12 protein-coding genes and 2 pseudogenes are annotated in these 12,468 nt (G+C 62.6%); 10 read left to right on the forward strand and 4 right to left on the reverse strand.

The features are described 5' to 3' along the window. Positions 1-145: 145 nt before the first annotated feature. Both Y887_RS13950 and Y887_RS13955 read left to right on the forward strand, forming a co-directional pair. Positions 146-1,399, forward strand: a complete 1,254-nt coding sequence (locus Y887_RS13950; RefSeq protein WP_046964913.1) for an efflux RND transporter periplasmic adaptor subunit — start codon at positions 146-148, stop codon at positions 1,397-1,399. Between the two features lie 52 nt (positions 1,400-1,451). Then, positions 1,452-2,210, forward strand: a complete 759-nt coding sequence (locus tag Y887_RS13955; RefSeq protein ID WP_046964914.1) for an ABC transporter ATP-binding protein — start codon at positions 1,452-1,454, stop codon at positions 2,208-2,210. A gap of 44 nt (positions 2,211-2,254) precedes the next feature. Here Y887_RS13955 and Y887_RS13960 read toward each other — a convergent pair whose 3' ends face one another. Further along, complete coding sequence (locus Y887_RS13960) at positions 2,255-3,136, reverse strand: sulfotransferase family protein (RefSeq protein ID WP_146093353.1); 882 nt, start codon at positions 3,134-3,136, stop codon at positions 2,255-2,257. A 151-nt stretch (positions 3,137-3,287) separates the two neighbouring features. Between Y887_RS13960 and Y887_RS13965 the strand changes: the two genes are divergently transcribed. Continuing rightward, positions 3,288-4,118, forward strand: a complete 831-nt coding sequence (locus Y887_RS13965) for a hypothetical protein (protein ID WP_046964915.1) — start codon at positions 3,288-3,290, stop codon at positions 4,116-4,118. A gap of 55 nt (positions 4,119-4,173) precedes the next feature. Here Y887_RS13965 and Y887_RS13970 read toward each other — a convergent pair whose 3' ends face one another. Both Y887_RS13970 and Y887_RS13975 read right to left on the reverse strand, forming a co-directional pair. Further along, positions 4,174-5,127, reverse strand: a complete 954-nt coding sequence (locus tag Y887_RS13970; RefSeq protein ID WP_104611532.1) for an alpha/beta hydrolase — start codon at positions 5,125-5,127, stop codon at positions 4,174-4,176. A gap of 550 nt (positions 5,128-5,677) precedes the next feature. Further along, the gene (locus tag Y887_RS13975; protein ID WP_146093354.1) at positions 5,678-5,947 is read right to left on the reverse strand and encodes a hypothetical protein; all 270 of its coding nucleotides are present in this window, start codon (positions 5,945-5,947) and stop codon (positions 5,678-5,680) included. Between the two features lie 66 nt (positions 5,948-6,013). On the opposite strand from Y887_RS13975, the pseudogene Y887_RS20370 reads away from it, so the two are divergent. From Y887_RS20370 to Y887_RS13985, 3 genes and pseudogenes are all read left to right on the forward strand, one after another. Beyond that, positions 6,014-6,175, forward strand: a pseudogene (locus Y887_RS20370) (IS3 family transposase); the annotation flags it as partial. A gap of 55 nt (positions 6,176-6,230) precedes the next feature. After that, positions 6,231-6,539 (forward strand): annotated as a pseudogene (locus Y887_RS13980) (DUF4442 domain-containing protein); the annotation flags it as partial. A 138-nt stretch (positions 6,540-6,677) separates the two neighbouring features. Beyond that, positions 6,678-7,682 (forward strand): peptidylprolyl isomerase, encoded by a 1,005-nt coding sequence (locus tag Y887_RS13985; protein WP_425445612.1) that lies wholly within the window; start codon positions 6,678-6,680, stop codon positions 7,680-7,682. Positions 7,683-7,884: 202 nt separating this feature from the next. On the opposite strand, the gene Y887_RS13990 is transcribed toward Y887_RS13985, so the two are convergent. Next, positions 7,885-8,772, reverse strand: a complete 888-nt coding sequence (locus Y887_RS13990) for a DMT family transporter (protein WP_046964918.1) — start codon at positions 8,770-8,772, stop codon at positions 7,885-7,887. Between the two features lie 170 nt (positions 8,773-8,942). Here Y887_RS13990 and Y887_RS13995 point away from each other — a divergent pair, with 170 nt between their 5' ends. From Y887_RS13995 to Y887_RS14010, 4 genes are all read left to right on the forward strand, one after another. Beyond that, the gene (locus Y887_RS13995) at positions 8,943-9,878 is read left to right on the forward strand and encodes a LysR substrate-binding domain-containing protein (RefSeq protein ID WP_046964919.1); all 936 of its coding nucleotides are present in this window, start codon (positions 8,943-8,945) and stop codon (positions 9,876-9,878) included. A gap of 330 nt (positions 9,879-10,208) precedes the next feature. Continuing rightward, positions 10,209-10,523 carry a metalloregulator ArsR/SmtB family transcription factor gene (locus tag Y887_RS14000; RefSeq protein ID WP_024939743.1) on the forward strand — a complete coding sequence of 105 codons (315 nt, stop codon included), beginning with the start codon at positions 10,209-10,211 and terminating at the stop codon, positions 10,521-10,523. Positions 10,524-10,553: 30 nt separating this feature from the next. Further along, positions 10,554-11,987, forward strand: a complete 1,434-nt coding sequence (locus Y887_RS14005; protein ID WP_104611534.1) for a DUF2867 domain-containing protein — start codon at positions 10,554-10,556, stop codon at positions 11,985-11,987. 81 nt (positions 11,988-12,068) lie between these two features. Continuing rightward, positions 12,069-12,362 carry a hypothetical protein gene (locus Y887_RS14010; RefSeq protein WP_046964921.1) on the forward strand — a complete coding sequence of 98 codons (294 nt, stop codon included), beginning with the start codon at positions 12,069-12,071 and terminating at the stop codon, positions 12,360-12,362. The last annotated feature ends 106 nt before the right edge of the window (positions 12,363-12,468 follow it).

Here is a 12,468-nt window from a genome sequence, read left to right on the forward strand (position 1 = left end):
GAGCTTCGGATTTGTTAACAATTCTTAGCTAAAGTGCGCGCGGCGGCACAGAAGCAACGCGCCTTTGGGTGCCAGCCCATGCCGTCACCTCAGCTGTGATAACGTTCCGAGCAACGCTCCATGACTGTCTATTCAAAAACTTCACATGGATATTAAACGAACGGATCTTGCCAAGAGCCGGAGGCGGCGATGGACCATTCTTTCAGCTGCCGGGGCTGCGCTCGCAATCGTTGTCGTGGCTGTGGCTTCCACGCTTAATGCTGCTGCGTTCAAGGTCGACCGCGCGAATCTCTGGCTGGATACCGTCAAGCGCGGTGAAATGCTGCGCGAAGTTCGAGGTCCCGGTTTATTGGTCCCTAAAGAAATCCGGTGGATTGCAGCCGAGACGCCAGCGCGCGTCGAACGAATGTTGCTGAAGCCAGGTGCCGCAGTGCAGCCCAACGACGTCATTCTGGAGCTGAGCAATCCCGAGGTCGTCGAAGCGCAGCTCTTGGCGCACTCCGAACTCGTCGCGGTTGAAGCGGACATGGCGGCGGAGCGGGCGACGCGCCAGAATCAGCTTCTTGATCAAAAGGCAAAGCTTGCCGACGTCCAATCCCAGTATGAGTTGGCGCGCATGCAGACCGAGGCGGAGACCGAGCTTGCCGTCACCGGCATCGTTTCGAAACTGCAGTATCGTCGGAACCAGGTCGCTGCCGAACAGCTCAAATTGATGGTTGGTATCGAAAAGGAACGCGTCGCCAGGTTCATTCAGACTATGCGCACGCAGCAGTCCGCACAGGATGCTCGGATGGAGCAACTGCGTAATACCGCCGACCTGCGCACTCGCCAACTTGAGGCACTGAAAGTGCGTGCCGGCATCGCTGGCGTACTGCAGCAGGTGCCAGTGGAGGAGGGACAACAGGTTATCGCAGGCGCAAACCTAGCGCGCGTCGCGCGGCCCGACGTACTGATGGCCGAGTTGCGGATTCCTGAGACGCAGATCACAGATGTCCGCGAAGGCCAGGAAGTGAGCGTTGATACCCGAAACGGCATCGTACTTGGCCGGGTGATCCGCCTCGACCCAGCCGTTCAGACGGGTACGGTGCTGGTTGATGTCGAGCTGACCGGCCGCTTGCCGCCGAGTGCCCGCCCTGATCTCTCGGTGGATGGCACGATTCGCATAGAGCGTTTGCCCGACGTGCTCTACGTGGGGCGTCCAGCATACGCCCAACCCAACTCGGAATCACGCCTGTTCAAGGTCGATCCCAGCACCGGCATCGCGCAGCGAGTCTCAGTGCACTTCGGCCGCGCTTCAATGACCCTGATAGAGGTCAAGGATGGGCTACAGCCCGGCGACCAGGTCGTGGTCTCCGATACCTCGCAATGGGACAAGCACGACCGTCTCCGCATAGATTGAATCACACCTCCCGCCCACTACCGCAGAAACCCAACGTACAGAGAGTCAGTGCATGACGGATAAAGAGCCACTCATCCTCATGAAGGACATTACCAAGGTCTTCTATACCCACGATGTGGAAACCCACGCGCTCTCTAATATTCAGTTTGCATTGGCGCGTGGCGAGTATGTCTCCATCTCCGGCCCTTCGGGCTGCGGAAAGTCGACCCTGCTTTCTATCCTGGGGCTGCTCGACACGCCGACCGGCGGCGAATACCTTCTAAACGAGACGGCTGTTAGTGGCATCACCACCGACGAGCGCGCCCGCATTCGCAACCAGGAAGTGGGATTCATCTTTCAGTCATTCAATCTGATCGGCGATCTTACCGTATTCGAGAACGTCGAACTGCCACTTACGTACCGTGATGGCATCAGCAGGGCCGAGCGCCGTGACAGGGTGCAGAACGTGCTAGAGCAGGTTGGAATGGCACATCGCCTCTCGCACTACCCATCACAGCTGTCGGGCGGCCAGCAGCAGAGGGTCGCCGTTGCTCGCGCTTTAGTCGGGTCACCTTCCATCCTGCTGGCGGACGAACCTACCGGCAACCTTGACTCCAGGAACGGTGAAGCGGTGATGGCGCTACTGGATCAACTTCACAGAGCAGGAGCCACGATCTGCATGGTCACGCATGACCCGCGCTATGCCGACTTCGCACAGCGCAAGGTCTTCATGTTTGATGGGTGCATCGTCGACGAGGAAACCCTGCACCAGCTCCGTAAGGAGGAAGACACCCGCCTCGAGGCGCAGGTCGCCAAGGCAAGAAGCAGCTGATCGCCACGTGCGCGCCTCACCGTCGATCCTCGATCATGCCAAGATCAGAGCGCGAGACCGAATTCGATGCCAAAGTGCCTGAGCAAGGGCCGTTGTCCTGCTGCCTGAGCGCGGCTCATATCCAGATGCGCCTCATCCAGAAGCGCGATATCGAGCCCGCCGCCGTGGCACGCTAGTGACAAGGCGCGATAGACATCCTTCAGCCAGGGGAGATCGGTCGACACGGCCCCCTCATCGCTGATGACATGACGGAGGCCTGGGTCGAGGAACAGGTCGACATCGTCGTTTGGCAGCAGTGGTAGCCCCAAAGATTGCGCGATAGTTGCAATCTCTCCTCGCCAGTCCCTCAGCAGTCTAGAATAGCTGACAAAGACGCGCGGAAGGTGCCGCGAGTGGCGCTCCGTCAGCAGGTTGTACTTCATCCAGAGCTCGGCGGCGTGTCGTTGCGGCACTCCCTTCCATGCGTACAGCGAGGACACAACCTCGTTCGGGTGCCTCACCGGTATGACGATGCGAGGCGACAAATTCTCAGCTGCCATCGCTTCCAGCCAGAACGGCAGAAGAATGCCGATTCTCGGGTCCTTCAGGATCAACGGAGCATTCGCGGCTGTGCCCCTGTAACTCCTGAGCAGTCCTGTGATCTCTGCAATAAATGCGCGATTCAAGGGCTCATTGCTGGGAATACCCTGGTCGAGCTGCGCATCGAAGAAGCCTGAACCGCTGTCCCTGAGGTAACGGGCGTTCGCCTGTACTGTGGTGGTAGGCTCCCAGTAACCGGACGGATTCCAGCGATTGGGCGACAACAGCGATTCCGGCAACCTTCCGCCACACAAGGACAGCACGCGTGCCGTCGCCGACGATCCGCTGCGCGCCATGCCCAGCACGGGGACGATGAGGTTCCCTGAGGCGTTTCCATGGTCGCTCAAATGCACCTCCTCCAAACCAATCTGCCAACGGTGACGCGGGCCCCGCCCTGATCTTTCAGGTCGCCGCAGACTGGCGTGCAGGGCATACAGTACGCATCACCATTGCGCCGGCTGATGCCGCCGCGCGTGCCTACGTCAGAGGACATCACGCATGTTCGTCGGAATTGATTTGACACACCTCCCCCATCGAAACCTCGGTGCCGCCGTGAGCCGGGCATTGACCCTGCTCGGGTTCAATGAATTCGACCATGTCGTCGTTGGCAACCACGACGCAGCCTACCTCAACGACCTGGACATCGCCATCGGGAGAAACCAGCTCGCGTCACATCTGGAACTTACCGGCGATGGGTGTCTATGGACAGGCTTGGAGGCTTATCTCAAGGAGAGGCCGATCGGCGAATTCACCATCCATAACCGGTTTCGTCAGTTCCATTTCGCGACCCCACTTTCAGGCATGTGCGCCGGATCCACTTTTGTGAAGACCGATGTATTCATCGGGGAAATCGGCTGGATGAAGGCGCTTGTCAGCGGCGCCCCCAGCGACAGTAAATACAAGGCCGTCTATCGCAATATGCTCTTGATGAGCGTGTTCTTGGAGGTGTGTTGGCCAGCTGGGGACGGTGATGGCGACGAATTTTTCCGGTATGCGTTGAACTACAGGGATGGCCTCAGCGCAAGGCGGTTCAGGCGAGTGCATGCATCGCAGCAGGACGGCCGCCCGAAGCGGATGATGATCCAGGAGGCGCGGGTGACGTCCGATCCCAACGACATCCCCCTTATCCTGTTCGATGGGGAAGGCGACTGGAGGGACATCGATTCATTCGAGAAACTCCACCATCTGCTCCAGGGAAGCCGCTTTCGATATGGCAGCTTTCTGCCTGCGATCTTTCAGAACTTCCGCGCGTCGCTGCAGAAAAGCAACATGCGGCTACCGGATATCGCAGAACTCGACTACAGCGTGCGACAGTCAGACTCTGCGTGAGGGGACTGCGAATACCCCGTACTGCCCCTCCGGATCCAGGTAATCTGGCTTCGCATCAGTGCTTGAACATTCCAATGGTCTTCAGCCATGTCTCGGCAAGATCGGTCCAATGCGTGATCGGCTGCTGAGTCCGGCGCAACCCGAAGCCGTGCCCTCCCTCGGCATAGATGTGCATTTCGGTAGGTATTCCGGCCTGGCGGAGCGCAAGAAAATAGAAGATGGAATTACGTACGTCGTCCACAGGGTCATCTTGGGCATGAAGGATGAAGGTCGGCGGGGCTTGCTTGCTGACATGATTGAACGTGTAGCCATCCATGCCGCTGCCGGACCACAGATGACCAGGGTAGAGCGCTATGCCAAAGTTTGGACGACTGCCGAGCGCGTCGGCGGCGTCGACAGGTGGGTAACTCAGTGCGTCCGCGTTGCTGATGGCAGTGACGAGATGCCCGCCTGAAGACATGCCGAGCACCCCGATCTTGTTAGGATCGACGCCCAGCGATTTCGCACGCGACCGTAACAGCACCATCGCGCGCTGCGCATCCTGCAGTGCCATAGGCACTTGAGGGGTCTTGTGGCAGCGGCACGATGCGTCCCAGTAATGCCCGGAACCCGGTACTCGGTACTTGAGAACTGCACAGGTAATACCTTTCGCAGTCAGCCAATCGCAAACGTCGGTTCCCTCCAGATCAATCGCAAGCTTGGTGTATCCGCCGCCAGGGAACACCAGCACGGCCACCCCGGTGTTGTGGGCCGTTGGATGCATGAACACGATCGTGGGCCGCGTCACCTCCGAAACCCACGTGACCGGCCGTCCTGCCTTGAGATATTTTCCGACGTGCACAAGCTCGGGCCCATCGGCGCGAGGGCGTGCCAACGGCGGCTCGGCTGGCCATAGCGGAACTTCCTCACTGCCCACTGGCGGATGCCAGCCTTCCGCGAAGGAAGCCGCGGACCAGAGCAATGTAACTGCCAGGGAGAGTGCCTTGGAGAAATGTCGTTGTTTGATCACGCTCGACCCTCAAAGTGCGGTTGATTGGCGCTCCCACCTTGCTTGTCAAATGGAATAGTTAGCCCAACCATCCCCCTTGCAGGACAAGGCTTTCGGATCTGACGCACCGCACACTCATAGCGAAAATTGATCCAACTCGCCCAGTTGGGCGAGGTTTTTGGTGCCTGACCCGTACTTGTAGAGCCCAATGCTAGATCACTCCTACGGACATGAAAAGCCGGACAGTGCAAAACCCACTTCGGTGGTGCTATCAGACTGCAGAGCTGCATGGAACTCCTGATCGAGACAGCGCTCGCTTCCTTCCAGGAGCGAACATGCGACGCATAGATCGTTAGAGATTGCCAATCAAAAAATGGAGCACAGGCAAGACCGGGCCACGAGTTGAGGACACCCTATCAGGGACCGAGTGCTATGGAGAAACGTCTCTGAGAGGTAGCCGCGCTTGCCTGATGACTTCATTGCAAGTGTAAAGGCAATGGCGGACTGTCTCTTCCACCATCTCAAAGAATGCATCGTCGAGCACTTGCTTTTGATGACCACCGCAGTATTACTACAGGAGGAATACTCCGTTGTGCTCATGCAGGACCTTGCCGTGGGCAAACGCATTGCGCCACGCCATAACTTTGTTGAGTGCAGCCTTGACCGGTAGAATCTGCATAGGATCCAGTGCATCGGTCTGTTCAATCAGCCTGTTGAACACCCGGTGTTTGAAGGCAAAGGAGAAATCTAAGGTCGCAATGATCTCCCTGATGAAGAACTCACTTTCGAGATCACCCGATATGTGCTTCCGAAAGAGAAGAGTGCCAACTGCCTCAGCCATTCGGTCTTGCAACATGACGGTCGCCGCAATCAGCTCCGAACTGTTCTTTCTAATGGTCGCGAGCTCATGCTCAAACGCGAGCGGATCAGGCGGCAGATCTATCCCACCAAGGACGCTGCACGCGCCGAGGTATTTCGACTACATCGAGATGTTCTACAACCCCAGCCGCCACAATGGTTCAACTGGCGACCTTCACCTGTAGAGGTAGAGTTTGAACGGCGCTCCGCGTAACAAGGGTCTTGAGTGTCTACGTAACCCTGGGCGTATAACATGTTTTTTTCAAGGCACCCATTTCGGCGGCAGCCTGTTTGCGATGACCGATCCGTTCTGGATGCTGCTGGTCATGCAGAACCTGGGGCGCGACTACTACGTCTGGGACAAGGCCGGCAGCATCGAGTTCGTCAAACCCGGGCGCGGCACGGTGAGCGCGGATTTTGTGATCGACAACGGCATGCTCGCCGACCTGCGCGAGGCCACCGCCGGCGGAGAGAAGCATCTGCGCTGGTTCGAAAACGCGATCCACAACCGCGATGGCGAGGTCGTTGCGCGCGTGCGCAAGCAGCTCTACGTCAAGCGCAAACCGGCGCGGTAATCGCAGCTCCCGTCGACCTGCGGCAAGGCACGCGATCGCCACAGCCATTGCCGATCGGTCATGACGCGTCCGTTCGATGGGAGTGTCATGGCTGCGATGCGGGCGGACTGACGGCACGCAGCCAGCACTGACACGACGCTGGCGTGGTGCGTCCGCGTCGCCGCCAGCGACGCATCAACTTTGCGTCCTTGCACGCATTGGTCAAGAATCAGGCACCTCTCCTCGCTGGTCGCCTTCATGCTGCTGCGCACTGTCGTTTCTGCCTGCCTGCTCGCTCTGGTCTTGCCCGCTACCGCCCACGCGGCCTATCGCAGCCCGCAACAGATCCTGGACAGCTCGCCGGCCAATGCGTGGCGCGTGCTCGACCCCGATCGCACGCTGTATCTGGAGCTGGACACCGGCCGCGTGATCATCGAACTGGCGCCGCAGTTTGCGCCCGAGCACGTGGGCAACATCCGCACGCTGGCCCACGAACGCTTCTGGGATGGGCTGAGCATCTACCGCTCGCAGGATAATTTTGTGGTGCAGTTCGGCGACCCCGACGGCGAGACGCCGGGCAAGGCCAAATCGTTGGGCTCGGCCAAGACGCATCTGCCGGCCGAATTCGAGCGCGCGGCGCAGGGCCTGGACTTCCAGCGCCTGCCAGACAGCGATGGCTGGGCACCGCAGGTCGGCTTTGTCGACGGCTTTCCGGTCGGGCGCGACAGCGCCAGCGGCAAGGCCTGGCTGGCGCATTGCTACGGCACGCTGGGCGCGGGCCGCAACAACGACGAAGACAGCAGCATCGGCGCCGAGCTGTATGTGGTGACCGGGCAGTCGCCGCGGCAGCTGGATCGCAACATCACCGTGGTCGGCCGCGTGGTCAAGGGCATGGAATTGCTGAGCGTGATCCCGCGCGGCCCCGACCCGATGGGCTTCTACGAAGCCCCTGCGCAACGCTCGCCGATCCGTGCGATCCGCCTGGCCAGCGAGGTACCGGTCCCCGAGCGCACCCCGTTGCAATTGCTGCGCACCGACAGCCAGACCTTCCGCGACGTGGCCGAAGCGCGCCGCAACCGCAAGGACGATTTCTACAAGCGCCCGGCCGGGCATATCGATCTATGCAATGTGCCGCTGCCGGTGCGGACGCCGCCGGGTGGCTAGTTCGGGATTGGGGATTCGGGATTGGGGATTCGTAACAGCGGGCTGCGCCTGATTTGGCGCGGCCAACACGCAGAGCGGGCAGTCATCAGACCGGTGCGGTCGGCGTACGCGGAACCGGAGTGTCCAGTGATCCACGCCCACCGAATTCCGAGTACCGGCCGCGCGTCCCTGGCGGCGAGCGTACTAATTTTGTTCGCCGCCCTCAGCGCGCACGCTGGCTGAAGGCGACGCTGCCCAGGATCAGCACCGCGGCCACCAGCATCGTCCAGGTCAACGGTTCGCCCAGCAGCGACCACGCCAGCAGTGCGCCGAACACCGGCACCAGATAGGTCACCGTGGAGGCGCGTGCCGGGCCGATGCGTTGGATCAGGCGGTAATACATCAGGAACGCCAACCCGGTGCAGACCACGCCCAGCGCGGTCGCGCACACCCAGGCCACTGCCGGCACCGGCGTGGTCGGCCACTGCAGCCAGGCCAACGGCGCCAGCAGCAACGCACTGCAGCCCAGCGTGGAGGCCGCCGATGCAGCCGGTGGCAGGTCGCCCATGTGGCGCTTCACCAGGTTGTAGCCGATGCCGTACAGCAGCGAGGCGGTGGCGCCTGCCAATGCCGCCGGGCCCACGCTCAACCCGGCCGATTTGCCGGTCGCCAGCACCAGCACGCCGATGAATCCGACCAGCAAGGCCAACGCGCGTCGCGTGCCGATGCGTTCGCCAAAGAACACGAACGCGATCAAGGCGGTGAACAACACCGTCATCGCATTGCAGATCGCACCGACGGCGGCCGGCGCATGCTGCGCGCCCCACGCGAACAGCAAGAACGGCAAGGCGGAGTTCAACACGCCGATCGCGGCCAGCATCGGCCAACGCTGCAAGGGGAAGCGGTCGCGCGCCAGCCACAGAAACGGCAACAGCACCGCCGCACCCAGTGCCAGGCGGATTTCCACCAGGGCCACCGTGCCGAACTTGGGTGCCGCCACACGCATGAACAGGAACGAGCACCCCCACACGATGCCGAGAAAACCCAGCTCGAGCGGGGTCCGCCATTCGCGCGTCGCAACCACCGGCTGCGTCGACGGGTGCGCACTCATGGCCGTGCTCCGGCACCATGCCGTGCGGTCCTGAAACGGCAGCAGACAAGCGCGGGCAGACAGCTGGGCATGGCACGATCATCGCGACGGGATGACGCAGCATCGGCTGCCACTGCGGGCGCGACAAGCGCGTAGTATCGCGGTCAGCCACAAATTTGACTCATGTCTCGATGAATCTGCGCCCGACCCTGTTGCCCGCGCTGGGCGTGTTCGCCGCCGCCGCGCGCCATCAAAACTTCGCGCATGCGGCCGAAGAACTGCATCTCACCGCCAGCGCGGTCAGCCACCATGTGCGCAAGCTCGAAGCGCTGCTGGGCGCCACCTTGTTCCAGCGGCTGCCGCGCGGGGTCAAGCTCACCGCCGAAGGCCGCCAGCTGGCCGACGCCGCCACCGCCGCCCTGGCCGAGATCGCTGCGGTGGCCGGCAACCTGCATCCGCGTGAAGATGCCATCCCGCTGCGCGTGACCACGCTGCGCTCGCTGTCGTACTGCTGGCTGTTGCCGCGCCTGCCGCGCTTTTGCCGCGCCCATCCGCACATCCGCCTGGACCTGCAATCGGACCCGGCGTTTTCGCGTTTCGAAGAAGGCGGCCCCGAACTGGGTATTCGGTACGGGCAAGGCGCATGGCCCGGACTGACTTCGCACCATTTGATGGACGATGAGCTGTTCCCGGTGGCCTCGCCGTCGTTGCCGGAAGTGGCGGCACTGCGCACACCGGCGCAGATCGCCCGGTTGCCGCTGCTGAGCGATATGTCGCCACAGGGCTGGCGCGACTGGTTTCGCGCCGCCCAGGTGCTCGGCACCACGCTGCCGCCGATGCATACCTTCAACGACAGCACCGATGCGATGCGCGCGGCGGTGTACGGCCTGGGCGCGGTGCTGGCACGCAAGCACATTGCCCAACCCTACCTGCAGCGCTACGAACTGGTACGGCTGCCAGGCCCCACGCTCAAAGCCCGTTACGCGTATTACATCGTGCACCCCAGCCACCGCGAGCCCAGCCCGGCCGCAGCGTTGTTCATCGACTGGCTCAAACGCGAAGCCCTGGACGAACGTACCCCGATGCCTGCCTTGCCGGCAGAGCTGCTGGCACTGCCTGCGGCCTGAGGCGGCTGCTTGCATCACTGCGACCTTGCATGCCGGGCCCTGCCTGCCTGGAGGACTTGAGCGCGGTGCCTGAGCCGGTGCTGCCGGACTGATCTGGCATGCCTGGGCTGCAGGCCGCCGACCGCAACAACCTTCAGCACCCATCGGCTGCGACCTGCCCCGCGGGCAGATCCCGCGCACCAGACGCCCGGCATCCCCCATCACGGCAACGCTGGTACCAGGCGCCAGCCGCGCTCGACCACCGCCGGGCAGCGCCGCGCCGAAAAAACGCTTGACATCGGCCGCCAGAAAATCAATTAATTAGCTAATTCGTTAATTACTTAAGCCCTTATGTCCATCGACCGCATCTTCGAAGCCCTCGCCTCCCAGCCCCGCCGCAAGATGCTGGCGTGCCTGGCAGACCAGGAACTCACCGCCGGCCAGATCGGGCAATTGTTCGAAATGAGCGCGCCGGCCATCTCGCGACATCTGTCGGTGCTGGAAAGCGCCGGGCTGGTGTCCAGCGAACGGCGCGGCCAGTTCGTGGTCTACCGGCTCACCCCGGACAACATGGTCAACACGCTCAGCAGCTTTGCCTTCGAAGTCTGCCCGGCCTCGGCGCCGCTCAAGCGCAAGGCGCGTGCCTTGACCAAAAAGACCTCCTGACCCTCCTCCGGCCGCAAAGGACTCATGCCGATGTTCAGCACGCCCCAGCAACGCCCTGCCGACGCACAGGCAGGTTTTCCGTCAGTCCGTCTGGAGTCCTACAGCGGCGGTCTGCCGGTGGAGATCACGCTGATCGCACAGCTGGGCGTGGGCGCAGGCAACCCGTTGATCGAACAGGCCTGCCGCCGCCAGCGCGCGCATCCCAGTTTTCACGATGCGCTGGACGAGCCATCGGCACGCCTGGCCGGCACCGACTTTGCGCACGGCGAATCGACCGCGCTGTTCTCGTTTGCGGTGGGCGCCAACGGCCACCCGTTCCATCGCCACGCCGGCCATCGCATGTTCACCGCCATCACCGGCAGCAGCGGCGCGCAACTGCGCTTCTGCACCGCCTCGATGGAACAGATCGAACAGGATCCGCAGCACTTTCTGGCGGCGTTGCGGCATATCGATCTACCGGCCGACTGTCTATTCACCGTGCGCTTTGGCGGCGGCACCTGGCATCAGTTCGCACCGCTCAAAGCGCAAGCCGCACACCCGGCGTTCTTCGCACTGTCCTGCCACAGCGATGAGGCCGGCGGCGCGTTGAGCGATGCGGTGCGCGCACGCGTGCTGTCCGGCACCGCCGATATCGCCACGCTCACCGAAACGCTGCCCGAGGCGGTGATCGGGCTACTGGCCTCGGCGCAGGCGCGCGCGCTGCAGATCCCCACCGTGCGCCTGTCGCTGGCCGCATCGCCAGGCAGCAGCAGGTCTGCATGGTGCGGCCGGCTGCGCGCGCTCAGCGGCAGGCTGCGCCAGGCAGTGAGCCGGCTGCGTCGGCCGGTGGGGTTCGTTGCAATGGCACCGCAGCTGGCGCAGGTCAGCGTGCATGCCGAGCCCAAGCCCGGCTCGCTGCTGACCCGGCACCTGCAGGGCTTCGATCATCAGGACAGCGTGCGTCTGCGCCTGCAGCCGCATCAGTTGCGTCAACGCGGTGCGCACACCTTGATGGCGTTGCTGCTGGAGGGGTTCACCGAGCGCGCGCCGCGCGGCGTGACCTGGTTGATGCGGCTGCGCAATGCGCTGGTGGCGCCGCTGCAGTTGCGGACCTCTCCGCTGGGCTGCCCGGTGTCTTCGTTGCTGTCGGCACAGCGCGACTGCCTGTTCGCAGGGCGATTCCCGGTACTTGCGCAAGACAACGCACCACTGGACCGACGCGTGCAGGTATTGCTGGGCGCCGACGACCGCCACCTGGTCTTCCGCAGCAGCGTAGGCGTGGAGGTGCTGGAGGATGGCAGCGTGGAGCTCAGCCTGGAGACGCGCGTGGCCTGCCGCAACAGGTTTGGCCGCGTGTACATGGCCCTGGTGGACGGCGTGCACCATCGCTACATCGCACCGGCGCTGCTGCGCACTGCCGCCCAGGCCCTGCTGGTGCCGGTGCTGGAGACCACCGCAGCACAGGCGACCGCGCGGCGCCCGTGAGCGGCAAGCGCACGCAGCCATCACCCGATCTTGCCTGACGGCTGCCTAGGCTTTGGGTCCCCAATCCAAGGAAGCTCTCCCATGCCGACTCTTCGCATGCGTATCACCGGCACCGACGACGACGCGCGTGCCATCGCCAACCTGTTGCAGAGCATCGAAGGCATCGAGCACGTCGAAGAAGTGGACGACCTGATGCCGCATCTGGACGACGACGATTCCAGCTCGGCCGGCCTGTCCGACGACGAAGGTCCGGGCAGCCACGAGTTCGAAGTGGAAGCCGGCAACGAGGCGACCGCGCAGAAGGTGCGCGACGCCGTGCAGGAACTGGCATTGCAGCTGGATGTGTTTGTCGAATACGAATTCGACGAAGGCTGAGCCTGCGTTGGGCGCGACTGCAGCATCGATCGATGTCTGCAGTCGGCCTGCCCTCGTCCACGCCGGATCTCATGCTGCGGCCTGCACGACGCAGCAAGCGCGGCTT

This window comes from Xanthomonas pisi DSM 18956 (assembly GCF_001010415.1).
Taxonomy (GTDB): domain Bacteria; phylum Pseudomonadota; class Gammaproteobacteria; order Xanthomonadales; family Xanthomonadaceae; genus Xanthomonas; species Xanthomonas pisi.

Bases quoted from the DNA above. Each gene is read 5' to 3' on its own strand.
- Y887_RS13955 (WP_046964914.1), top strand. From the start codon at position 1,452: ATGACGGATAAAGAGCCACTCATCCTCATGAAGGACATTACCAAGGTC.
- Y887_RS13950 (WP_046964913.1), top strand. From the start codon at position 146: ATGGATATTAAACGAACGGATCTTGCCAAGAGCCGGAGGCGGCGATGG.
- Y887_RS13995 (WP_046964919.1), top strand. From the start codon at position 8,943: ATGAATCTGCGCCCGACCCTGTTGCCCGCGCTGGGCGTGTTCGCCGCC.
- Y887_RS14010 (WP_046964921.1), top strand. From the start codon at position 12,069: ATGCCGACTCTTCGCATGCGTATCACCGGCACCGACGACGACGCGCGT.
- Y887_RS14005 (WP_104611534.1), top strand. From the start codon at position 10,554: ATGTTCAGCACGCCCCAGCAACGCCCTGCCGACGCACAGGCAGGTTTT.
- Y887_RS13965 (WP_046964915.1), top strand. From the start codon at position 3,288: ATGTTCGTCGGAATTGATTTGACACACCTCCCCCATCGAAACCTCGGT.
- Y887_RS13975 (WP_146093354.1), bottom strand. From the start codon at position 5,947: ATGGCTGAGGCAGTTGGCACTCTTCTCTTTCGGAAGCACATATCGGGT.
- Y887_RS13990 (WP_046964918.1), bottom strand. From the start codon at position 8,772: ATGAGTGCGCACCCGTCGACGCAGCCGGTGGTTGCGACGCGCGAATGG.
- Y887_RS14000 (WP_024939743.1), top strand. From the start codon at position 10,209: ATGTCCATCGACCGCATCTTCGAAGCCCTCGCCTCCCAGCCCCGCCGC.